At 74.9% G+C, this 22,484-nt stretch carries 20 protein-coding genes; 9 read left to right on the top strand and 11 right to left on the bottom strand.

The window, feature by feature from the left end; all coding sequences use genetic code 11:
* Window positions 1-588 precede the first annotated feature (588 nt).
* From ACIF80_RS30845 to ACIF80_RS30865, 5 genes are all read left to right on the top strand, one after another.
* Window positions 589-1,476, top strand: a complete 888-nt coding sequence (locus ACIF80_RS30845) for an SDR family oxidoreductase (RefSeq protein ID WP_399810593.1) — start codon at window positions 589-591, stop codon at window positions 1,474-1,476.
* A gap of 256 nt (window positions 1,477-1,732) precedes the next feature.
* The gene (locus ACIF80_RS30850; protein ID WP_399810595.1) at window positions 1,733-2,875 is read left to right on the top strand and encodes a polyprenyl synthetase family protein; all 1,143 of its coding nucleotides are present in this window, start codon (window positions 1,733-1,735) and stop codon (window positions 2,873-2,875) included.
* On the top strand, window positions 2,872-4,452 hold the full coding sequence (gene crtI / locus ACIF80_RS30855; protein ID WP_399810596.1) for a phytoene desaturase family protein: 1,581 nt from the start codon (window positions 2,872-2,874) through the stop codon (window positions 4,450-4,452). The genes ACIF80_RS30850 and crtI overlap by 4 nt, the downstream gene beginning before the upstream one ends.
* Window positions 4,439-5,434, top strand: a complete 996-nt coding sequence (locus ACIF80_RS30860; RefSeq protein WP_399810598.1) for a phytoene/squalene synthase family protein — start codon at window positions 4,439-4,441, stop codon at window positions 5,432-5,434. Before crtI ends, ACIF80_RS30860 begins: the two co-directional genes overlap by 14 nt.
* Window positions 5,431-6,438, top strand: coding sequence for a DUF5914 domain-containing protein (locus tag ACIF80_RS30865; protein WP_399810599.1), 1,008 nt, complete (start codon window positions 5,431-5,433; stop codon window positions 6,436-6,438). Before ACIF80_RS30860 ends, ACIF80_RS30865 begins: the two co-directional genes overlap by 4 nt.
* Before the next feature lie 246 nt (window positions 6,439-6,684).
* Here the strand turns inward: ACIF80_RS30865 and ACIF80_RS30870 are convergent, their stop codons facing one another.
* The 6 genes from ACIF80_RS30870 to ACIF80_RS30895 form a co-directional block, all read right to left on the bottom strand.
* Window positions 6,685-8,232, bottom strand: coding sequence for an FAD-dependent oxidoreductase (locus ACIF80_RS30870; protein ID WP_399810601.1), 1,548 nt, complete (start codon window positions 8,230-8,232; stop codon window positions 6,685-6,687).
* The gene (locus tag ACIF80_RS30875; RefSeq protein WP_399810602.1) at window positions 8,229-8,960 is read right to left on the bottom strand and encodes a methyltransferase domain-containing protein; all 732 of its coding nucleotides are present in this window, start codon (window positions 8,958-8,960) and stop codon (window positions 8,229-8,231) included. The genes ACIF80_RS30870 and ACIF80_RS30875 overlap by 4 nt, the downstream gene beginning before the upstream one ends.
* Complete coding sequence (locus ACIF80_RS30880; protein ID WP_399810603.1) at window positions 8,957-10,180, bottom strand: lycopene cyclase family protein; 1,224 nt, start codon at window positions 10,178-10,180, stop codon at window positions 8,957-8,959. The genes ACIF80_RS30875 and ACIF80_RS30880 overlap by 4 nt, the downstream gene beginning before the upstream one ends.
* Complete coding sequence (locus ACIF80_RS30885; protein ID WP_399810605.1) at window positions 10,177-10,887, bottom strand: SDR family NAD(P)-dependent oxidoreductase; 711 nt, start codon at window positions 10,885-10,887, stop codon at window positions 10,177-10,179. The genes ACIF80_RS30880 and ACIF80_RS30885 overlap by 4 nt, the downstream gene beginning before the upstream one ends.
* Window positions 10,888-10,990: 103 nt before the next feature.
* Window positions 10,991-12,238 carry an NAD(P)/FAD-dependent oxidoreductase gene (locus ACIF80_RS30890; protein ID WP_399810607.1) on the bottom strand — a complete coding sequence of 416 codons (1,248 nt, stop codon included), beginning with the start codon at window positions 12,236-12,238 and terminating at the stop codon, window positions 10,991-10,993.
* A gap of 239 nt (window positions 12,239-12,477) precedes the next feature.
* On the bottom strand, window positions 12,478-13,479 hold the full coding sequence (locus tag ACIF80_RS30895) for a MerR family transcriptional regulator (RefSeq protein ID WP_399810609.1): 1,002 nt from the start codon (window positions 13,477-13,479) through the stop codon (window positions 12,478-12,480).
* Window positions 13,480-13,636: 157 nt separating this feature from the next.
* Between ACIF80_RS30895 and ACIF80_RS30900 the strand changes: the two genes are divergently transcribed.
* The 4 genes from ACIF80_RS30900 to ACIF80_RS30915 all read left to right on the top strand — a co-directional run bounded on the left by ACIF80_RS30900 (window position 13,637) and on the right by ACIF80_RS30915 (window position 16,406).
* On the top strand, window positions 13,637-14,245 hold the full coding sequence (locus ACIF80_RS30900) for an RNA polymerase sigma factor (RefSeq protein ID WP_399810610.1): 609 nt from the start codon (window positions 13,637-13,639) through the stop codon (window positions 14,243-14,245).
* Between the two features lie 104 nt (window positions 14,246-14,349).
* Window positions 14,350-15,189, top strand: coding sequence for a DUF4397 domain-containing protein (locus ACIF80_RS30905; protein ID WP_399810612.1), 840 nt, complete (start codon window positions 14,350-14,352; stop codon window positions 15,187-15,189).
* Window positions 15,182-15,838, top strand: a complete 657-nt coding sequence (locus ACIF80_RS30910; RefSeq protein WP_399810613.1) for a class F sortase — start codon at window positions 15,182-15,184, stop codon at window positions 15,836-15,838. The genes ACIF80_RS30905 and ACIF80_RS30910 overlap by 8 nt, the downstream gene beginning before the upstream one ends.
* Window positions 15,839-15,929: 91 nt before the next feature.
* The gene (locus ACIF80_RS30915; protein WP_399810614.1) at window positions 15,930-16,406 is read left to right on the top strand and encodes a hypothetical protein; all 477 of its coding nucleotides are present in this window, start codon (window positions 15,930-15,932) and stop codon (window positions 16,404-16,406) included.
* A 69-nt stretch (window positions 16,407-16,475) separates the two neighbouring features.
* Here the strand turns inward: ACIF80_RS30915 and ACIF80_RS30920 are convergent, their stop codons facing one another.
* From ACIF80_RS30920 to ACIF80_RS30940, 5 genes are all read right to left on the bottom strand, one after another.
* Window positions 16,476-17,054 (bottom strand): Dps family protein, encoded by a 579-nt coding sequence (locus ACIF80_RS30920; RefSeq protein WP_399810616.1) that lies wholly within the window; start codon window positions 17,052-17,054, stop codon window positions 16,476-16,478.
* Between the two features lie 225 nt (window positions 17,055-17,279).
* The gene (locus ACIF80_RS30925) at window positions 17,280-18,452 is read right to left on the bottom strand and encodes a hydroxylase (RefSeq protein WP_399810618.1); all 1,173 of its coding nucleotides are present in this window, start codon (window positions 18,450-18,452) and stop codon (window positions 17,280-17,282) included.
* Window positions 18,453-18,480: 28 nt separating this feature from the next.
* Window positions 18,481-19,320, bottom strand: coding sequence for an alpha/beta fold hydrolase (locus ACIF80_RS30930; protein WP_399810620.1), 840 nt, complete (start codon window positions 19,318-19,320; stop codon window positions 18,481-18,483).
* Window positions 19,321-19,386: 66 nt separating this feature from the next.
* On the bottom strand, window positions 19,387-20,808 hold the full coding sequence (locus ACIF80_RS30935; protein ID WP_399810622.1) for an MmgE/PrpD family protein: 1,422 nt from the start codon (window positions 20,806-20,808) through the stop codon (window positions 19,387-19,389).
* Window positions 20,809-21,534: 726 nt separating this feature from the next.
* The gene (locus tag ACIF80_RS30940; RefSeq protein ID WP_399810624.1) at window positions 21,535-22,365 is read right to left on the bottom strand and encodes an IclR family transcriptional regulator; all 831 of its coding nucleotides are present in this window, start codon (window positions 22,363-22,365) and stop codon (window positions 21,535-21,537) included.
* Window positions 22,366-22,484: the final 119 nt, after the last annotated feature.

Below are 22,484 nucleotides of genomic sequence, written 5' to 3' on the forward strand. Positions count from 1 at the left end.
GAGAGCCGCAGGCGAACCAACTCACCCGCGTCACCGCAGCTACGCCAGACGCGTCTCTGGAGAGAATTTGGGGAGTATCGACGGCCCTGGGGAGCGCGTGGGGAGAATCGGCTGCGTAACACAGTACGAAGCTGAAAGACACTGAAAGACGCATCCCCGCAGGTCAGAGGCCCGTAGAACCACAATGCCGCAGGTCAGCGCCATTAGGCAGACAACTTGACGACGTAGGTGCCCAGGTCGTCGGCCTCGAACACGCCGGGCACGGACCCGCCGGACCGCAGGGGTGTGAGGTAGCGGGTGGCGGTGACTTCGGTCAGCATTCTCCCGGGCCGTTCGACTCTTCGCTCTTACCGTCCACGACCGCCCCTCCGGCCTCCGGTCTGAAGTGAGCATAGTAACCAGCGGGACAGCCGCGGCGAGGAGTGCCCGCGCCACCGTGCCGGTGCCACCACGGAACTCCCCCGCCTCCAGCACCCGGACCCGAGGACGGGGCGGAGCAGCCGGTGCGACGGCGCCCCGCATGCCGACGGCGGCGGCCGGCCCTACCGTGAGGGGAGGGGGACGCCACCGCGGGAGAGGAAGCGTTCCATGCCGGTCACCGGGAGCCCGCTGCACGGACGGACAGCTGTCGTGACCGGAGCGGCACGCGGTCTGGGTGCGGCGATGGCCCGGGATCTGGCCGGCCGGGGCGCGAAGGTGGCGCTGCTCGGCCGTGAGGAGAGAACACTGGCCCGGGTCAGGGATTCCCTGCCGGCGGGTGTGTCCGAGTGCTGGGAGGTCGACGTCACGGACGACCGGGGCATGGCCCGGGCCGGCGCGGAGATCCGTGCGCGGTTCGGGTCGCCCTCCCTGGTGGTCGCCAACGCGGGAGTGGCCGAGGGCGGGCCGTTCGCCGAGTCCGATCCCGCGGTCTGGCGCCGGGTGATCGAGGTGAACCTGATCGGCAGCGCCGTCACGGCCCGGACGTTCCTCGAGGACCTGTTCGAGACCCGGGGCTACTTCCTCCAGGTCGCGTCGCTCGCGTCCATCGGTGCGGCCCCGATGATGAGCGCGTACTGCGCGTCGAAGGCGGGGGTCGAATCGTTCGCCCACGCGCTGCAGGCGGAGGTGGCCCACCGGCGTGTGGGCGTCGGGATCGCCTACATCAACTGGACGGACACCGACATGATCCGCGACGCCGACGAGTACGCGGTGCTGCGGGAGCTCCGGGGCCACATGCCGCCGCCGGCGCGCAAGGTGTACCCCGCCGAGTACGTGGCCGGCCGGCTGGTCACCGCGATCGAACGGCGCCGTCCGTCCGTCTACGTGCCCCGCTGGCTGCGGTCGGCCCAGCTCGTGCGCGCCGCGATGCCTCCTGTGGTGACGATGCTGTCGCGGCGTGAGCTGCCTCGTCTCACCGCCGGGGAGCCGTTCGAGGCCACGGGGCTGCTCGGCGCCGGCGGCCGGGCCGACCAGGCCGGCTCCCCGCACCGTTAGAGCCTCTCGTCCGGATCACGCCGGACCCGCGGGCGCGGGCCGGCGCACCGCGCGGCCGATGTGCCGGCCGGACCACCGGGCCGGCGCGCGGGCACGCGTCCGGGTGACGCACCGCCAGGGCACCCACGCCGCTGGGCCGGTGGAGTGACTGTCGTCCGGGACGGCCCCCGTAACGGGCAGGAATCAGCGCATCCGCACAAGGTCGCACGGCGGAAGCACTGGTGTGCAGGTGACCGAGAGTGAGAAGAGGTTGTGTATGTGGGGACTCGGGCCCACCGTGGCCGAACCGATCGGGCCCGTCGACGGTCCGCTCACGGCCCTCGACGCCGTCCGCGCCGTCGAGGCGGAGCTCGGGCACGTCCTCGACGAGAGACTGGGCGGGGCCCGTGCCGTGGACCCGCTGTTCGCGCGTGACGTCGCCGGCCGGGTCACCGCGTTCGTCCGGCGGGGCGGGAAGCGGCTGCGTACGGCGTTCGCGTGGTGCGGCTGGCGGGCGGCGGGCGGCTCGGGCGACGCGACGGCGCTGCTGCGGACGGGAGTCGCGCTCGAGCTGGTGCAGGCGTGCGCTCTCATCCACGACGACGTCATGGACGGTTCGCCGCTGCGCCGGGGCGCGCCCGCGGTGCACGTCGACCTCGCCCGCATGCACCGCGCCGCGCGGATGACGGGTCCGCCCGAAGCGTTCGCGACATCCGCCGCGGTACTCGCCGGCGACCTGGCCCTGGTCTGGGCGGACGACCTGCTGACCGAGACGGCGCTCGGCTCGCCGTGCGGCCCGCAGCTGCACCGCGAGTGGCGGGAGATGCGCGGCGAGATGGTCGCGGGGCAGTACCGGGACATCCACGCGCAGGCCGCCGGATCGTCCGGGGTCGACGAGGCGGTGGGCATCGCCACGCTCAAGAGCGCCCTGTACACGGTCGAGCGCCCGCTGGCGCTGGGCGCGTCCCTGGCCGGCGCCGACGCGCAGACCCTGGACGCGCTGCGCTCCGCCGGACGGTGCGCGGGGCTGGCCTTCCAGCTCCGTGACGACCTCCTCGGCGCCTTCGGCGACCCGGACCTGACGGGCAAGCCGGCCGGTGACGACCTGCGGACCCGCAAGCTGACCTACCTGCTCGCCGTCGGCCTCCGGCTCGCGGAGGCCTCCGGGGACCAGGAGGCGGCCGACGTGCTCGGACCGCACGCCTGCGCCCGGTCGGACGAGACCGTGGAGCGGATGCGGGCGGCACTGAAGCGGACCGGTGCGTGGACGGTCGTGGAGGACAAAATCACGGAGCTGGCGGCGACGAGCCTGCGGCACTTCGCGGGGGCCGGCACGGACCCCGCCGTACGGCGGGAGTTCGCCGCGCTGGTCGAACGGGCGTCGGGCGTCGCTCCGGAGCGGACCGGGGAGGCCGCGTGAGAACCGTGCCGGGGGCGACGGATCACGTCGTCGTGGTGGGTGCCGGGCTGTCCGGCCTCGCGTGTGCCCTGCATCTGCTGGGGGCGGGCCGTCGGGTGACGGTCGTGGAGCGGGACGCCGGCCCGGGCGGCCGGTCCGGCCGCGTGCGCCTCGGCGGTTACCAGGTGGACACCGGTCCCACGGTGCTGACCATGCCGCACCTGGCCGACGAGGCCTTCGCCGCCGTCGGCGACAGCCTCGCCCGGCACGTCGAACTGACGGCCCTGCACCCGGCCTACCGGGCGCGCTTCGCGGACGGGACGTCGCTCGACGTCCACACCGACGGCGAGGCCATGGAGGCGGAGGTGCGACGGTTCGCCGGGCCGGCCGAGGCGGCGGGCTACCGCGGGCTGCGGGAGTGGCTGGAGCGGCTGTACCGGGCGCAGATGCGCCGGTTCATCGACACGAACTTCGACTCGCCCTTCCAGCTCCTGCACCCGGACCTGGCCCGCCTGGCGGGGCTGGGCGGCTTCGGACGGCTGGACCGCCGCATCGGCCACTTCCTCTCCGACCCCCGGCTGCGGCGTGTCTTCTCGTTCCAGGCGCTGTACGCCGGAGTCGCCCCGGCCAGGGCCCTCGCGGCGTATGCGGTGATCGCCTACATGGACACCGTGGCCGGTGTCTGGTTTCCCAAGGGCGGCATGCACGCGCTGCCCCGCGGCATGGCCGACGCGGCGGCCGGCGCGGGCGCCGGCTTCCGCTGGTCGTCCGAGGTGACCGCCCTGGAACGCTCGGCCGGCCGGGTGCGTGCCGTACGTCTGGCGTCGGGCGAGCGGATCCCCTGCGACGCGGTGGTGCTGACCTGCGAGCTGTCCACGGCGCACCGGCTGCTGGGGCGTGCCCCGCGGCGCCCGGTGCGGCTGCGTCACTCGCCGTCCGCCGTGGTCCTGCACGCGGGGACCGACCGGACCTGGCCCGGTCTCGCCCACCACACCCTCTCCTTCGGCGCGGCCTGGGAACGCACCTTCCACGAGCTGACCCGTTCGGGGCGGCTGATGAGCGACCCGTCCCTGCTGATCACCCGGCCGACGACGCACGATCCCGCCCTGGCCCCGCCGGGCAGGCACCTCCACTACGTGCTGGCCCCGTGCCCGAACACCGCCGTCGGACCCTCGGCCGCCGCCTGGCGGGAGCTGGGTCCGCGCTACCGCGACAGCCTGGTCGCCGAGCTGGAGCGCCGGGGCCTGGACGGGTTCACGGACAGCGTCCGGGAGGAAATGCTGGTGACGCCGCTGGACTGGGCCGCGCAGGGGCATGCGGCGGGCAGCCCGTTCTCGGTCTCCCACACGTTCGCCCAGACGGGCCCGTTCCGCCCGCGCAATCTGGTGCGCGGCCTCGAGAACGTCGTGCTGGCCGGCTGCGGGACCACCCCCGGCGTGGGCGTGCCCACGGTGCTCATCAGCGGCAAGCTCGCCGCCGCGCGCGTCACCGGCGGCGTCCGCGGCGGTTCCGTCCGCACCGTCCGCGCCCGTCCGGCACCGCGCGTCGCACGTGCCGCCGCGCCCCCGGCCGAGGAAGGCATCCATGACCCGTCGTGAACTGGACGCCGCCGGGATCACCGATCCCGCGCTGCGCGCCGCCTACACCCGTTGCAGACGGCTCAACGCCCGCCACGGCAGAACCTACTTCCTGGCCACCCGGCTGCTCCCGGTGGAACGCCGCTCCGCCGTGCACGCGCTGTACGGCTTCGCCCGCTGGGCGGACGACATCGTGGACGACCTCGACCGGCCCCGGACGCCGAAGGAACGGGACCTGCTGCTGCGGCGTCTGGAGAGCGACCTCGCCCACGGGCTGCGCACGGGCGGCGGGGACGAGCCCGTGGTCCGGGCCGTGGCCGACACCTCCGCCCGGTACGGCATCGACCACACGCTGTTCGCCGACTTCCTGGCCTCGATGCGCAGCGACCTGCACGTCACCGACTATCCGACCTACGCCGACCTGCGGGCCTACATGCACGGCTCGGCGGCGGTGATCGGACTGCAGATGCTGCCCGTGCTCGGCACGGTCACCTCACGCGAGGAGGCGGCACCGCACGCGGCGGACCTCGGCGTCGCCTTCCAGCTCACCAACTTCCTGCGCGACGTCGGCGAGGACCTGGACCGGGGCCGCGTCTACCTGCCGGCGGACCTGCTCGCCGCCCACGGCGTGGACCGGCCCCTGCTGGAGTGGAGCCGCCGCACCGGGCGCCGCGACTCGCGGATCCACGAGGCGCTCGTCGCCGCCGAGGCCATGACCAGGAAGGTGTACCGGGCGGCGGAGCCGGGCATCGCCATGCTCGACCCGCGGGTACGTCCCTGCATCCGTACCGCGTTCACCCTCTACCGCGGCATCCTCGACGCGATCGCGGACCAGGGGTACACGGTGCTGCACCGCCGGGCGGTGGTGTCGCGCGGACGCCGTGCGGCCACGGCCGCCGCGGGAGCCGTCCACATCATGCGGGCGCGGTGGCGCGCCCGCGCCGCGGACGGGGTGCCCCACGCCTCCCGCGCGGCGCTTCGGGGGAAAGGATCCGTGCGGTGAGGGACAGGGCGAAACGGACCGGCTGGACCCCGCCGTTGCGACGGCGGCGCCGGGCCGGCTGGGCGACGCAGACGCCGACCTGGCGGGAGGCGCGCCCCGCGCTGATCGCCGACGTCCTCAAGCGGGCGTCCGCCCGTCCGTCCGGAAACTGGTTCGTCGTCGGTGCGTCCCGGGACGTACGGGCCGGTGGCCGGCCCCACGGCAGGACGGTGGGCGGAGTCGAGGTCGTGCTGTGGCGGTCGGACACGGGCGAGCTGCACGCCGGTCCGGGTGCCTGCCCGCACCTCGGCGCTCCCCTGCGCGGCAGCCGGGTGGTGTGCGGCACGCTGGTGTGCCACTGGCACGGACTGGCCCTGGACGGCGGCTCGTTCGCCGGCTGGGATCCGTATCCCGTCCATGACGACGGTGTCCTGGTGTGGGTCCGGCTGGACCGGGTCGGCGGTGAGGAGCCGACGGAGCGGCCCCCGGTGCCGGTGCGGCCGGCCGCGGGCAGCGGGGTGGACGCCGTGTTCACCGCGGTGGGAGCGTGCGAGCCGCAGGACGTGGTCGCCAACCGGCTGGACCCGTGGCACGGTTCCTGGTTCCACCCCTACTCGTTCGTCGATCTGACGGTGGCCCGTTCCCCGCGGGGCGAGGAGGACGACGCCTTCGTCGTCGACGTCTCCTTCCGGGTGACCGGCGCACTGGTGGTGCCGGTCCGGGCGGAGTTCACCGCTCCCGGGCCGCGTACGGTCGTCATGCGCATCACCGAGGGCGAGGGGACCACGTCCGTGGTCGAGACCCATGCCACGCCGCTGACCGGCAAGGCCGACGAGCGGCCGCGTACCGCCGTGATCGAGGCGGTCGTCGCGGCCTCGGAGCGGCGGGGTTTCGCGCTGGCACGGGCCGCCGCGCCCGCACTGCGCCCGTTGATGCGCCGGACGGCCGGCCGGCTGTGGCGCGACGACCTGGCGTACGCGGAGCGGCGCTGGGCGCTGCGCAGCACCGGGCGGTTTCCGGGCTGAGCGGCCGGGGGGGGGGGGGGGGGGGGCCCCGCCCCCCCGGGGGGGGGGGGGGCGCCCCCCCCCGGCGCCGGGGCCGCCGGGGCCGGGCGCGGGGGGGGGGGGGGGGGGGGGCGGGGGGCGGGGGGGGGGGGGGGGGGGGGGGGGGGGGGGGGGGGGGGGGCCCCCCCCCCCCCCCCCCCCCGGCCGCTCGTGCGCCCCGGCCCCGGGCAGCCTCTTCGCCGGCCGGCTTCCTCGCGAGGCCCGGTCTCAGCGTCCGGCGAGGGCGCCGAGTGCCCGCAGCGCGGGTGAGCGGCCCGACCGGGGGACCGTCCACAGCACCTGGCCCCGGACGCCCCGGTCGGCGAGCAGGGTGTTGGCCGCCAGGAAGCCGGTGGTGGCGGCGCGTTCCATCAGGGCCACGGGCAGGTCGCAGCGGATGGCGTCACCGGCCAGGGCCACCCGGGGGTCGGGGGTGCGGACGGCGGGCCGCCGGGAGTGGGCGCCGACCGGGAAGAGGGGGCAGTCGGCGCGCCGTTCGTGGCGGGCGTCCACGATCCGCGCCGGCCGGGTCTCCGGGTAGACCCGGTGCAGGCTGTCGATCAGCCGGCTCTGCACCGCCCCGGGCTCCGCGTCGGCGGCGTAGGCGTGCAGTTCCACGACCGAGCCGCCGGTACGGGCGGCCCACCGCGCGGCTTCGCCCTCGTAGCGTTCCAGGACGCTGATGTTGTCGAGGCCGTCGTAGCCGCTGGTGCCGAGGAACCCGGGGCGGTCGGCACGGACCGGCCGGTCGAGCCAGAGCCGGGAGACGGTGAAGGGCGGGGCGGTGCGCAGGGCGGCGATGTCCTCGCGCCAGGCGGGGGTGCCCAGACCGGGGGACGCCGCGACGACGCCGCGCAGGGCCCCGGGGTCGAGGGCGAGCACCACCGCCTCGTGACGGTCCGCGGTGGTGCCGGCCCGCACCTCCACTCCCCCGTCGACGCACGGGTGGACGCCGTGCACGGGCGTGCCGGTGCGCACGTGGGCCCCGAGGCGCTCCAGGTAGTCGCCGAGCGGCTCCCACAGGGCCTGGGGAAAGGGTTCGTTCGGCACGTCGAAGAGCAGGCCCTCGGCGGAGCCGAGGAAGTAGATGTGGAACATCAGCAGGAGTTCCGCGGCGGACAGTTCGCGCGGGTCGGCGAAGAAGCTGCGCGAGAACACCTCGAACGCCAGGTGGTGCGCGGCCTCGGGGAAGCGGATGCGTTCCAGGAACCGGGTCGCGCTCAGGGAGTCGAAGCGCTCGTAGACCTCGGGCACCCGGACGTCGAGGAGGGGCAGCGCGGCCCGGGGGTCCATGGCGGTGAGGTCGCGCCAGCCGAAGGTGGGGCTGAGGGCGACGAACCCGAGGGCGCTGAACGGTGGGGTGCGCGGGACGCGGGCGAAGCTGTCGGTCAGCCCTCCGCTGTGCCGTAGCGGGTAGTCGGGCAGCGGACTGAGGCGGTCGAGCGCGGGATCGGTACGCCGCAGGAGGCCGCGCAGGTTGTAGTACTGGCGGAAGAAAGCGTGGAAGCCGCGGCTCATGGTCGCCCCGCTGCCGTCGGCGAGGCGGGTGCGCCATCCCGCGAGACGTCCGCCGAGCGACTCCTCCCGTTCGTAGAGGGTGACGCGGGCGCCTCGTTCGGCCAGGAGGGTGGCCGCCGCGAGACCCGCGATCCCCCCGCCGATCACGGCGACGTCCGGTGCGTCCGCGCGGGCGAACCGGTCCCGGCCTGGTGCGGGCATCAGGACTTCGGCCTTGCGGTCCCGGCCCCGCCGGGCGGCACGGTGCGCGCCGCTCATCGGTCGTCCTCCGCTGTCGTGGCGGAGCCGTTGCGGGCGAGGAAGGTGTGCACGATCCCGGTCTGCCATCCGGCGACGGGAACGGCCCGCACGTCCGTGAACCCGGCCTTCCCGAGCCGGCCGGCGAAGCCGGGGGCCGTGTCGAAGTCGAGGACGCTGTGCCACAGGTGGCGGTAGAGGGCCCGGTCGCCGCCGAGGGTGCCCACGGGGATGATCACTCCCCGGCACACGGCCGTCCACAAGGCGCGGTGGGCGGCCGAACCGCTGAGGCTGTACTCGTGGACGGCGAGGCGTCCGCCCGGTCGCAGCAGAGTCCGGACGGCGGCCAGGACGCCGTCCGGGTCGGTGACGTTGCGGAACAGGTAGGCCGCGAACACCGCGTCGTACGGCCCTTCCCCGGCCGTGGCCACTTCCTCTGCGGTCAGGTGCCGGAAGCGCACGTGGGCCGGCCACGGTTTGGCCCGTGCCCGCCGGAGCATTCCCGACGAGGCGTCGACGGCCGTGATCCGGGCGTGGGGCGCGGCCCGCAGGAGGGCCCGGGTGGAGGCGCCCGTCCCGCACCCGAGGTCGAGGAGGTGCAGCCCGGCCCCGCCCCGGGGCAGCCGCAGCCGTCTCGCCGAGCGCAGGAGGTCTGCGCGGTAACCGGGGTTGAGGGCGGTGAGGCGGTCGTAGGTGTGCGACGCCTGGTCGAAGGCGTGGGCCAGGTCGCGGTCGCGCAGCAGTGTCATCGCCGGCTCTCTCCGATGCGTGGGACGGGGTGGGTACGACGGGACAGGAAAGGGACTTCGACGGCGGTCCGGAGCATGGGGCCGATGGGGGTGCGCAGGCCGATGCCCCACTCCTCCCGGGGTGAGGTGCCGCCGTCGAGGAAGCGCAGCAGCCGTTCCGGCGGAACGCGGCGGAACAGTCCGGTGAAGAAGCCGGGGCCGTCGATCCGCCCGGTGTCCAGGGCCCGCAGCAGGACGGCGTCCATGGCCAGGGCCCGCCGCCCGTGCGGCCGGGGCACGAGGGCCCGGCCGTCGTGCAGGGCGGCGGCGATGGCCCGGCTCTGCCGTTGCACGGCGGCGAAGGTGTAGCCGGTGGCCGGGCGGGTGGCGCCGCCGGCCGTCCCGATGCGGAAGACGGCGCTCCCGGTGCGGCGGGGGAAGCGTGCGTCGGTCATCGGGATGACGCCCTGCTCCGCCGTGTCGACGGTGAACGTGCCGAGCCCGAGGATCTCCCGGCTGTAGTGGCCCAGTGCCGCCTCGTACGCCGTCGTGGTGAGGGGGGTCCGGGAGAACTCGGTGTACTCGACGAGTGCCCTGTCGGGTGCCAGCGGCAGTACGTAGCCGAAGGCGAGCCCGTGGTGCGGCTGCGGCACCCGGAAGTCCATCAGGTCGGCGGTCCCGGGATCGAACCGGTCGGTGTCCGTGCGCACGAACCAGCCGCGGAAGTGCTGGAGGAGTTGTGTCCGGGCGGGGGGCAGGGCGGGCAGGGGGCGGGAGTCGAAGACGTGGCGGGCGCGGAGGGTCAGCGTCCGTCCGTCGGGTGCCGTGCACCGGACTTCCGCTCCGTCGGCCGTGTCGCGCACCGTGTCCGCCGTCGCGCGCAGGACGCGGGCGCCGGGCGAGCTGTCCAGGCGGGAGTACGCGAGCCGCTCGAACGCCGTGGAGCGGAGCATGCGGTAGCGCAGCGGGGACGGGTCCACGGTGATCCGGTCGCCGTCGGCGTCGTGGATCCGCAGCCGGGACCAGGAGGCCGCGACCGCTTCGTCGAAGTCGCCGGTGCCTTCGTCCCAGTAGCACCAGGTCCGTTCGGGCGGCCGCCGCGGACCGTCCGGTGGTTCCACCAGGGTCACGGTGGTGGAGGGGGTCTCCGTCAGGTGCTGCGCGAGGCTGAGTCCGGACGCCCCTCCGCCGATGATGACGACATCGGACGCCTCGTCGGGGGCGTCGCCGCGGCGGCTCACCGGGCGCGCTGTTCGACGACGGGGGTGCCGTCCGGGGCGGTGCGCAGCAGTTCGGCGTCCGCCGCCATCGCGTCGGCGACGGCGGCGACGACCTGGCGCGGGTCGCCGCCGGCGGGCATCGGCGGGGCCGTGCCGGCGACGGGCCGGTCGGCGAAACCGGTGTCCAGGTGTCCGGGCCGGATGTCCAGGACCCGGATGCCGGCGGGCCGTGCCTCGCGGCGCGCGGCGGAGAGCCAGGCGCTCAGCGCGGCTTTGGAGGCGCTGTAGTCGGCCATCCCCGCCTGCGGGCGCTCGGCGACCACGCCGGTGAAGGCGGCGATCAGGGACCCGGGTGCCATGAGGGCGAGCGCGGCGCGGAAGAAGGCGGCGGGTGCGAGGACGTTGACCGCCGTCAGGTGCTCCGCGATCTCGTCCCCGATCTGCGCGGCCCGGCCGAAGGCGACCGTTCCGAAGGCCGTCACGACCGCGTCCGGTCCGCCCAGGGCGTCGGCCGTGCCGTGCACGGCGCGGGCGCAGGAGGCGGGGTCGTACGCGTCGAAGAGGAAGGTCGGAGCACCCGGGTGCGCCCGGGCGGCCCGCTCGAGGCGGGCCGGGTCCCGTCCCGCGAGCGCCGGGCGCGCTCCGCGGCCGGCCAGTTCCGCCGTGAGGGCACGGCCGAGGACGCCGGTGGCTCCGGCCACCAGCACGCGCGCGCCGTTGATGTCCACATCTCACTCCCGGTCGCAGGGGCAGGTCGGCGGCGTCATGTGCCGCAGCGGTGATTCCGTGGGCCGGCCGCGGGTGGATGCGCCGGACGCGGTCCGGCCCGGGTCAACCGGGTGCCGGGTCGTTCAGCACCTCCCGGGCGGCCCGCGTGCCCGACGCCAGCGCCCCCTGTACGGATCCGGTCGCCCGGTGGTCCCCGCAGACGTACCGGCCCGTGGCGAAACGCGTCGTGCGGCTCAGCGGCCAGGGCGGCTCCATCGCGGGCAGCGCCCCGGTCACGGTGTACGTGCCGGCCTGCTGCCAGCCGCTCGTGTCGGTGCCGTAGAGCTCGGACAGGCGCCGGCGCACCGCCCCGTCGGCCCCGGGCCGGTCGGCGCCCAGGACGGAGCTGGAGATCAGTGCGGTACCGGGCGGGGCGTAGGTGGGTGTCACCTCGGTGAGGACACAGGTGTTCAGCACCGTGCCGGTGCTGTCCACCAGCAGGGTCGGCTCGGCCAGGGGGGTGCGCGCGGCGGCGTGGTAGTACGTGGTGACCGTACGGCCGTCGGGCACGGCCAGGCCGGGCAGCAGACGGGCCGCGGTGGCGGCGTCCGTCGCCACCACGACGGACCTGGCCGGCAGCTCGCGGCCGTCCCCCAGGAGGACCCCCGACGCGGTGAGCGCGGTGACCGGTGTCTCCAGCCGCAGGACGCCGTCGGGCAGAGCGCCGGCCAGCCGGGCGGGGACGGCGCCGATGCCGTCGGCGGGCAGGCAGAGCGTTCCCCTGACCATGCTGCGCCAGACCAGGTGGAAGAAGCGGGCGGAGGTCTCCAGCCGGTCCTCCAGGAACACGCCGGACAGGAACGGCCGCAGGATCTCGGTGACCGTCCCGGCCGACAGACCGGCGCGGGACAGGGCGGCGGCGGTCGAGCCGTCCGGACGTCGTGTGAGGAGTCCGGCGGGCAGGAGGGCGTCCCGCGCGGTGAGCGTCGCCATCGCGGCCAGGTCGCGGGCCGGCAGGACCCGCCCGGGCAGCAGGGTCCCCGCCGACCTCGGCCGCCGGGTCGGATCGGCGAGGTGGACGGGGCCCGTCGAGGTGTGCGCGGTGATGCCCGGCGTGAAGGGCCTCAGCCGCAGACCGCGCAGGTCGAGGCGCCGCTTCACCTGAGGATAGGAGGTGTTGAACACCTGGAATCCACGGTCGAGCAGGAACCCGTCCCGCCGGTCGGTGCGCATCCGGCCGCCCACGCCGTCGGACGCCTCCAGCAGGGCCACCCGCCGCCCGGCGCGGCACAGGTCCAGGGCGCAGGCCAGGCCCGCGAGACCTGCTCCGACGACGACGGTGTCCAAAGACCCACGGTGCCGTGTGTCCATGTTCCTCTTCCTTCGCCGCGAGATTCCCTCCGCATCGAGGGCCGGCACTCGTCCTGTGGCGCGCCCTTCGGCCCACGCCGCCGCACCCGTCCCACCTCGCCGCGCCGCGTTGCGGAACGCGTCGTCGGCGGGGCGTCGCGAGCGGTGGCGGGACCGGCCGCGCACCACGTCCACCCGAGCACGTTGTGGCCGGTGAGGCCAGGCGCCACCACGACCCGGTACCCGCCGGGCCCGCCGGATCACCTGAGCGCGACCGACTCCACCGCCGTGACCGCCTCCGCGAGTCCCTGCGGACGTGGCAGCCCCGGCACCGCCTGCCCGGCCCAGCCGGGTCCGAGCGTCAGGACGACCGGCTTCCTGCGCGCGCCGCGCACCCCCCATTCCATCGCGGCCACGTGCTGGGCCAGGGGCCTGCTCGCGGTGGTCCGCGACTGCGCCCACAGCCCGACCGCGACCGGCCCGGTCCTGCGTACGGCGGCCACGAGCGACTCGACGGGCAGCGCGCCGCCGAACATGCGCACCGGGAGACCCCGTTCGGCCAGTGCGGCGGCCAGTACCTCCAGCGGCAGCGTGTGGTTCTCCGCGGGGACGCAGGCGAGCACCGTGGTGGCGCCGGGCCGGTCGGCGGCCACGGGCGGGGCGTGGCGCCGCAGCGCGCCGGAGACGTGCCAGGACAGGAAGTGCTCGACCTCGACGTATCTCTCGCCCGAGCTCTCCCATTTGCGGCCGACCGCCTGCAGCGTCGGCACGATCACCTCGGTCCAGGCGGTGACCAGGCCGTGTTCCTCCATCGCCGTTCCCAGCAGTTCGTCGAGGGCGGCGGCGTCCAGGCGCAGGGCCGCGCGCGCGACTCCTCTGCACTCCTGCCGCACGTCGCCCAGCCGGAGGCCGGCGCCGGCCCGGCTGCGCCGGCGGGCGGCCGGCGCGGGAGAGGGAGCGGTGCGCGTCACCCGGGGCGCGGGCGTGTCGGGCGTCACCTCGTCGAGCGCCAGCCGGGCGGCCTCGGCGGGTGGCAGTCCGGTCGCCGTCAGCGCGCACATCCGTTCCAGCCGGGCCACGTCCGCGTCGGTCCAGCGGCGGTGCCGGCCACCGGTGTGCGCGGTGGGGCCGAGACCGTAGCGGCGGTCCCACGTCCGGACGGTGGTGGGCGCCACCCCCAGGCGCCTCGCCACCTCACCGGTGGTCAGCCCGCCGCCGCGCGGCGCGCTCCCGCTCTCCTCGACGTCTCCGTCCGTACGCACACTTCCCTCTTTCGACGCACAATCGACGCATGTTGTTTGCGTCGTTTCGGCTCTCCACACTGTAGTCCAGGCACTCGGTCAGAGCGCGCCTGCCGGCCGGCAGGCGTGGCAGTCGGCCTTCCGCCCCGCACAGGACGCACGCAGGAGGAACAAGGCCATGAGCACGAAGACGCGGTCCACCGGTCTCCGCCCCGCGGCGGCGGACGAAGCCTCGTACGAGGGCGAACTGGCCCGTGGCCTGCGCGCCGCGGACGAGAACGCGTTCGCCGCGGTCTACCGGCGCTGGGGCTCACTCGTCCACACGATGGCCACCCGCTCGCTCGGCGACACCTACGAGGCGGACGACGTGACCCAGCAGGTGTTCCTCGGCGCCTGGCGCGGGCGGGACGGCTTCCGTCCGGAGCGGGGCCCCCTCGGTGCCTGGCTCGTCGGCATCACCCGCCGGAAGATCGTCGACGCCCTGGCGGCCCGGACGAAACGCCTCACGCTGGCCGACTCGGTGGCCCACGACGCCGGTACGCGGCACCACCACGAGGTGGCACCGGACGACGTCCTGGACCGGGTGCTCCTGGTCGACGAACTGTCCCGGCTGCCGCACGCCCAGCGCGAGGTGCTCTGCATGGCCTTCTACGAGGACCTGACCCAGGCCGAGATCGCCGAGCGCACCGGAATGCCCCTGGGCACCGTGAAGAGCCATGCCCGCCGTGGTCTGCTCCGGCTGCGCCTGAGCATCGAGCAGGGCCGCGCCGACGAAACCGCCGCGTAGGCGGACCGGAACACCGGTGCCGGGCGCATCCGCGCAGGCGTCCCGCACGAAACAGATACGAGACTCCGCGACCGGCGGATCCCCTCACCGAAGGAATGATCCTCATGACCTCCCGGACCTCCCTCACCCTCGCCGCCTCGGCCGGAGCCTGCGCCCTCGCCCTGGGCGTGGCCGCGCCCGCCCTGGCGGCCCCCACCGCCGGCAGTGACGACACCGCCATGGTGTCCGTCTTCCACGGCGTTCCCGGCCTGACCGTCGACGTCTACGCCAACGGTGACGAACTGCTCGGCGACTTCGAGCCCGGCACGGTGACCGACCCGCAGTCCCTCGACGCCGGCACCTACGACATCCAGCTCTTCGAAGCCGGTCAGGGCCCCGACGGCACCCCCGCGGTCGAGAAGAAGATCGAGGTGCCCGCGGGAGCGAACGCCACGATCGCCGCCCACCTCTCCGCCGACGGCAAGCCCCAGTTGACGGCCTTCGTCAATGACGTCTCCACGGTCGACGCGGGCAAGGCACGGCTGACCGTGCGTCACGTGGCCGCCGCCCCGGCCGTGGACGTCCGGGCGGGCGGGCAGCCCGTCTTCAAGGGGCTGGAGAACCCGAAGGAGGACACCACCGTGGTCGACGCCGGCACCGTCCCGGCCGACGTGGTGCTCGCCGGCACGGACACCGTGGCGATCGGCCCGGCCGACCTGGCCCTCGAGGAGGGCAGCACCAACGTCGTCTACGCCTGGGGCAGCGCCGCGGACAAGAACCTGGCGCTGGCGACCCAGACGCTCGGCGGCATGGAATCCGCGCCGAACGGCGTCCACGCGGGCGGCAACGGTGCCGCGGTCGCCTCGAACTCCTCCGACCAGTGGGCCGCCTGGGCGGCCGTGGCCGGAACGGCGGCGCTGGCGGGCGTCCTGGCGGTGCGCCGGGCCGCGGGCCGGCGTGGGTGACACCGCGCGACGGCTGACCGGCCTCGCCGTGGCGGCCGCCGCTCTGGCGGCGGTCGCCACCCTGCGCGCCGGGCCCTCGGACCAGGGGCCCCCGCCGCCCGACTTCGGGCCGGCGGCCTCCGCACGGGCCGCCGCGCCGGGTGAACTCCCCGGCGCAACCGAGCCGTCGCCGCGTCCGTCCCCGCGCGGCGAACAGCGGGAACCCCCACCGGAGCGCGTTCTGGTGGGCGGCGTGGACCTGGACGCCCGGGTCCGGCCGGTGGGCGTCACCGGCCGGGGCGCGATGGCCATACCCGAGGATCCCGCCGTCGCCGGCTGGTACCGCTTCGGTCCCGCGCCGGGGAGCCCCCGGGGGTCGGCCGTGCTCGTCGGACACGTGGACGGCGACACCGGTGCCCTCGGCGAGTTCGCCGCACTCTACGACGTGCGGCCCGGGGACCGGGTCGAAGTGCGGCGCGCCGGCGCCGGGCCGGCGGTCTACCGCGTCGTCGCGCGTGCGACGGTACCGAAGGACGGCCTTCCGTCCTCGACGTTCCGGCGGACCGGTCCCCCGGTTCTCACCCTCGTCACCTGCGCGCCCCCGTTCGTCCCCGAGGCGGGCGGTTACCAGGCCAACCTGGTCGTCACGGCGGAGCCTGTCCCGGCCTGAGACCGGACCGGCGCGCGAGCGCGTCCGCGCGCGGATCACCCGGGCATCGGTACGCGTGGACAGCGCACGGAGCACGAGATCAGGAGGGTACGTGGCACACGTCGAGCCCGCGCACCTGGTGGAACTGGCACTGGGCAACGGCGTTTCGAGCGACGACGCCGATGCCCTGCGGCACATCGCGCTGTGCCGCCGCTGCCGGGAGGAGCTGAACCTGATGGCACGGGTCGTGGCCGCCGCACGCGGCGTGGAGGAGTCCGATCTGCCGACCGCGCCCCCGCCACGGGTATGGCAGCGGATCGCGCAGGAGGTGTCCCGGACCGGGGAAGCGGCCCCGCCACCGGCCGTGGAACCCGTCCACCGGCCTCGTACGGTGGGGAGCGTCGGGCGCCACGCCGTCCGCTCCCCTTGGGCCGGCACCCGGACGGGCCGCCGGTGGCTGGGTCTTCTCGCCGGAATCGTTGTCGTCGTCCGGTGGTCGGGACGGGCCCGTTCGGCGCGGCGGGCCGGCCGCGGCGGCCGACGCGCAGCCGGTCGTACAGGACGGGCCCTCCCGCCGGGCGGACGATGAGACCCGCCGGTCCTGCCGCGGACCGGCTTCGCCACTCGGCGGGGCCGGTCCGGTGGACGTCCGGCCCGGTCAGGGCTGGGTGCGTGCCTGTTCCGCCGCCTGCCCCGCGGCCCCGCTCTCCGTGGAGGCACCGCGGGTGCTGAGCTTGCCGCCGCTGGATTCCAGGTGTGCGCGGACGAACCACTGGAAGAGTTCCAGGCCGCGCAGCTGCTCGATGAGCATGTCCTGGGTGACCGGGTCGGACGTCTCGGTGGACTGCATGGCCTCCCGGTGGTCCTTGATGACGGAGGTGTACACGAGATCGAGGGCCCCGAGGTGCTCGATGGCCTCGGCACGGCCGATCGAGTAGTCGTCCCAGGTGCGCTGGTTCACCAGCGCACCCGGGGTGCCGTTGGGCTCTCCGCCGAGTGTGGAGATCCGCTCGGCGAGGTCGTCGGTCATGGAGCGGACCTGTTCGACCTGAGGGTCGATCATCTCGTGCACGGCGATGAAATGTGGTCCGACGACGTTCCAGTGCACGTGTTTGAGGGTCAGGTGGAGGTCGTTGAGGGAGTGCAGACGCATCTGCAGCAGCTCGATGATTCCCAGGCTGTCCTGGGTGTTCATCCCTGGCACGGTGTACGAGATGTCCGATGGCCGTGACGGCATGGCGGTACTCCTTGTGCGATCGGATGCTGAGATGACCACACAAGCACTGGTCACCCCGATCCCGGCGCTCGACCGCAGCCCGCCCCTCTCATGTCACCGGTTCGGAGGAAGGCGCACAGGAAGCCCGCGGCCGCTCGCGGTTCGAGCGGCCGTCGACGCGCGTGCGCCCCTCATGGCCCCGGGTGCCCGGCCGGTCCCGTTCCCGCCCCGCCCCCGACCCCGCCCTCAGAAGAGCACCGACGCCGGCAGCGGGTGTCCGTAGGTGTTCAGGCCGTAGGCCTGGTAGATCGGGTCGGCGTTGTTGCTGGCGTGGTTCATCGCGGCGTGGATGTCACGCCAGCAGCGCTGCAGCGTCGAGTCGCTGCGCAGCGCCGAGCCGCCGGCGTGCAGGAACAGCTCGTCGACGGCGTCCACCGCGCGCCGGGCTATGCGGACCTGGTTGCGGCGGACCCTCAGCCGTTCCTCGGGCGAGAACCGCTCGTCGCGCCGTGCCTGCTCCCACATCCGCTCGATGTCGTCGAAGAGCTGGACCTCGCCCGCCTCCAGGTCGGAGATCGCCCGGCCGAGCACGGCGAGCTGGTGCGGGTCGTTGGCGGTCTTCACTCCGCGTGCGGTGACCCGGCCCCGCATCGAGGCGATGAACGCGGCCAGGGCACCCTGCGCCATCGCGACCGTGGCGGTGGTGATGCCCGCGGTGAACATCGGGTGGAAGGGCATCCGGTACAGCGGCGCGTCACCGCGGCCGACCCGGTGGGCCAGGCCGCCGTCCTCCATCGGGGCCGGGTCGAGGATCCGGTGCTCCGGGATGAACTTGTCCTCGATCACGATGTCCTTGCTGCCGGTGCCGCGCAGCCCGACGACGTCCCAGGAGTCCTGGACGATCTCGTAGTCCTCGCGGGGAAGGACGAAGTGGCGCAGTCCGCCCGGGACCGGCTTGCCGTCCTCGTCCACGATCAGGCCGCCGAGGATGATCCACCGGCAGTGATCGGTGCCCGAGGAGAAGGGCCAGCGTCCGCTGAACCGGAACCCGCCCTCGACCGGGGTCGCGCGCCCCAGGGGGGCGTACGGCGAGGCGATCCAGGTGTCCGGGTCCTCACCCCAGATCTCCTTCTGCAGGGCGATGTCCATCTGGGCCACCTCGAACGCGTGGACGCCGACCACGCCGGCCACCCAGCCCGCGGAGGAGGAGTGGACACCGATGTCACGCAGGGTGCGGAAGAAGTCGACCGGACTGGCCTCGTGGCCGCCGAACTCGGCCGGCTGGAGCATCCGGATGACGCCGCTGGAACGCAGCACCCCGGCGGCCTTGTCGGTCAGCCGGCCCAGCTCGTCGCTGGGTGCGGCCTCGGCGGCGATCTCCTCGGCGCGGGCCAGGATCCGCTCGTGTACCTCGTGCATGGCAGAAGCCCTTTCTTCCTCTTCTTCCTCAGTTGTGGAGAAGGAAGTCGGTGACGGTGCGGTTGAACTCGTCGGCGTGCTCGAGCTGGGCCCAGTGGCCGCAGCCGGCCAGCAGCACCATCCGGGAGCGGGGCACCAGCGAGACGAGCTTCAGCGAGCTCTCGTAGTGCACGACCCGGTCGTCGCGGCCGTGGACGAACAGGGACGGTGCGGTGATGCCGGCGATCTGGGCGTGGGTGGCCATGTGCGGGCGCGGCCGGCCGATGCCGTCGGCGAAGTTGATGAGGTGGTCCGGGCGCTCGACCGCGGCCCGGTGGCGCCGGCGGACCAGTTCCGGCGAGGCGTGCGCCGGGTCGAAGGTCATGACGTCGACCAGGTCGCGGAAGTTCTCCTCGGTGGGCTCGCGGTAGGTCCGCTGCAGCACCTTCACGCCCTCGCTCGGCCCGCCGCCGGGGACGAAGAGGTGGGCGCCGCCGACCCCGGCGCCCATGGTGACGAGGTGGCTGGTCCGTTCCTGGTGGGTCGCGGCGAACATGACCGAGGTGGCACCGCCCATCGAGTTGCCGATGAACGCCGCCTGTTCGATCCCCAGGGCGTCGAGGAACTCCAGCGCGGTCGCGGCGTGGTCGCGGTCGTCGTAGCCGACCGGGTCGGACTTGCCCCAGCCGGGCATGTCGACGGCCAGGCAGCGGAACCGCTTGCCCAGCTCGCGGATGTTCGCCGCGAAGTTGTTCCAGCCGGTCGCACCGGGGCCGGAACCGTGCAGCAGGACGAGCGGGTGGCCCTCGCCGTACTCGTGGTAGTGGACGCGCCCGCTCGGCAGTTCCACGAAGCGGCTGGTCGCTTCCTCGGTGAAGGTGTCGGTCATGGTCCAGTTTCTCCTGGTGTCGGTACGGCGGCGCGATGCGGGTCGCGGCCGGGGAGGCGGGCCGGGTCAGCCGTGGGCGGGCGGGCCGGCGAGGAGTGTCTGCAGGTCCCGGGGCTCGTCGGCGTCCGGGACGGCGTGGAGCGCGTCGAACCAGGACGCCTTCGCGGGTCCCCGCCCCACGCACTGGTGGAACTTGGCGGCCAGCTCGGCGGACGAGAGCGGCCGGTGCGAGTCGCCGCGGGAGTGGTGGACGTCGCGGACCAGGAGCCGGCCGTCACCGGTGTGCAGCCGGACGACGGTGTGGCCCGGCTCCTCGGCCGGCGGCCGCTCGGCGAGCTCGATCCGGGCCATCAGCTCGGCCACCCCCGGACGTTTCAGGGCCTCGTCGGTGAAGTCGCCGAGCAGGACGTTCCCGGTCAGGAGGGCGACGGCGAGGGTGTACTCCAGGGAGAACTTGGCCTCGAGCCCGTTGCCCGGCCCGGTGTCCCGCAGCGGACGGGTGCCGCCGTGCTCGAGGGTCACCTCGATCCGCGAGATCCGGTCGACGTCGGCCCCCAGCTCCTCGCGCAGGGAGAATCCCGCGTCGATCGCGCGCTGGGTGGCGAAGCAGGAGGGATACGCCTTGATCGCGTAGTCGTCGACCCAGCCGGACACCCAGTGCTCCAGCCGCTCCCCCAGGACCGCCGTGCGCCGCGGGTCGTGGTCGCCGAAGAGGTCCAGGAAGCCGCCGCGCGCCTCCAGTTGGGCGGGGTTGGCGGTGAAGCCCCGGTGGGCCAGCCCCACGGCCATCACGGCGTCCCGGGAAGCCAGGCCGGCGTGCATCGGCTTGGTCATCGTGCCGAAGTTCGCCAGGCTCCCGGACGCCTGGGAGGCGGCGATGCCCAGGGCGTGGGCGGTCACCTCGCCGTCCAGGTCGAGCAGGCGGCAGCCGGCCGCGGTCGCGGCCAGCCGTCCGGTGGTGGAGGTGTTGTGCCAGCCCCGGCCGTAGTGGACGGCGTGCGGGAGCACCTCCGAGACGGCCCGGAAGACGGCGGAACCGACGCTGTAGGCGGCGTCGAGCTCGGCGCCCGTCACCGGACGGCGGGCGGCGAGCGCGAAGAGCGTCGGCAGCAGGACCGCGGCGGGGTGCATGGCCATCGAGGGAGCGGCGTCGTCCCAGTCCAGGGCATGCGCGGCGGTGCCGTTGACCAGGGCGGCGGCGGCGGGCCCGAGCCTGCTCGTCGAGCCCCACACGGCCGCCGTCCCGGCCGGTGCGGCGGCATCGGACGGCGCGCCGGCACCGGACGGCGCCTGGTCCTCGACCCAGTCGCGCACCAGCACGGCCGCCGGAGTGCCGAGCCCGGCGACGGCGACCCCGACGGTGTCGACCGTCAGGCCGCGCAGGGCCGCCCGGGTGGCGGGCTCGGCGCGGCGGTCCCGCCGACGGACGAAGTCGACGAGCTGCGCGGTCGCGCCGGCCTGGTGCGGCGTGGGGGAGGCGACGCTCACGGCTGTCCTCTCGCTGGTGGGGTCCTGCGGGCCGCCCGGCGACCCGCGGTGACCAGTCTCGGAGCAGCGGGCGCCGAGCGGTCCGTGGCTCGCATCCAGCGGAAAGCGAGTTGGTGAGCGGGGTGCGACGGAGGACTCCGCGGCCGGGCGAAACGACGTGGACGGGCGCGTACCTGCCCGTCGGAACAGCCCGCACGGCTGCGCACCTGCCGGCCGGAACGGCCCGCACGGCGGCACCACCTGCCTGTCGGCCGGAACAGCCCGCGCGCGTCGGCCGGTCCGGTGGCCCGGTGACGTCCGGTCCTCGGCTCGCGCCAGGGAGAAGGCCTCGCCGTCCGGGGCACGGGCGGACAGCGTCAACGCTCGGGGCACGCGGCGGGCGACGGCCGGGTCCGTCGGCCGGTGGCGGTGCCGCCCTCGGCCGGACACCGGATGCCGCCGGGCACCGCGCCGTCCGGCCGGTGCCCGGCGGAAGGGCCCGGCCGGAGGTGAACGGCCGGAAGGGACGTGAAAGCCGCCGGGGGAGCCACACGAATCCGGCGCTCCCCGCGCCGAAGGGTGTGAAGGCCGACGCCCTCTCCGGTCGGCAGGGCAGGCCGCCGTCCGTACGGCGACGGCTCCGCACGCACAGCAGCCGCACACCGCCGCCCGCCCCGGCTCAGGAGCCGGCTGCCGAGCGGCCCGGTCCCGCTCCCCGCGTCACCGGTGCACCCCGCACCCTCACCCTCACCCGGCGGACGATGCGGCCGATCGCCCGGCCGGCCCGGGACCGGTCGGGAAACCGTCCCTCCAGACGTGCGTTTTGCCGAGCGTCTGTTCGTCCGGAGCGCCGCGCAGGCCGGCGGAGATGTCCCGGGCGGTGGTCCGGGCCTGGCGGCCCAGTGACACCGGCGGATGCTGGCCCCGGCGACCGCCGATCATCACGCAGGTGCTCACCGTCTGGTCCTCGGCGAAGACGGGCGCGGCCGCCCAGACCAGCGGGGAGGTGTGCTGTGCGCCGGTGGGAGAGTGCGCGAAGCCGATCTGCCGGACCTGGGCGAGCGTCTGCCGCCAGGCGAACTGCTCCTCGCTGCGCAACGGGCGCGACGCGGGCCGGCGGTCCGGGTCGTGCCCCCAGGCCAGGAGGACCAGGCCCGCGGGGTGCTCGTCCAGCGCCGGCGATCCGAGCTGTTCCCAGACCCGGACCGTGTTGCGGCCGGCGATCTTGTCGATGATGTGCAGCCGGTCGCCCTCGCGGGTCACCAGGGCGACCGGCAGCCGGGTGCTCGCGTGCAGGTCGACCAGGGCCGGGCGGGCGCAGTCGCGCAGCAGCCGGATGTCCGGGACGCCGTGGCCGAGCCGCCACAGGCGCGGGCCGAGCCGGTAGCGGCCGCGGCCGGTCCGCTCGATGGCGCCGTGCTCGGAGAGGGTGGCCAGCATGCGGTGCACGGTCGCCGGCGGCAGGTCGGTCACCGCGCAGATGTCGGCGACCGAGCGCTCGGGCTCGCCGCCGGTGAAGCAGCCGAGGATGTCGAAGGCCCGCGCCAGCACGCCGCGCTTGCCGTTGATCTCGCTCATCTCGGCTCCATCCCGCCCGCGTCCGGCGTTCTCCGTCGGCCAACCATTTTCAGCCAAAACGTATGTGTATACGGAACGTACGCGACGTCCTGCGTTACGTCGAGGTTTCCATGAGAGCC

It is taken from the genome of Streptomyces sp. NPDC085927, assembly GCF_044540975.1.
Lineage (GTDB): Bacteria > Actinomycetota > Actinomycetes > Streptomycetales > Streptomycetaceae > Streptomyces > Streptomyces hirsutus.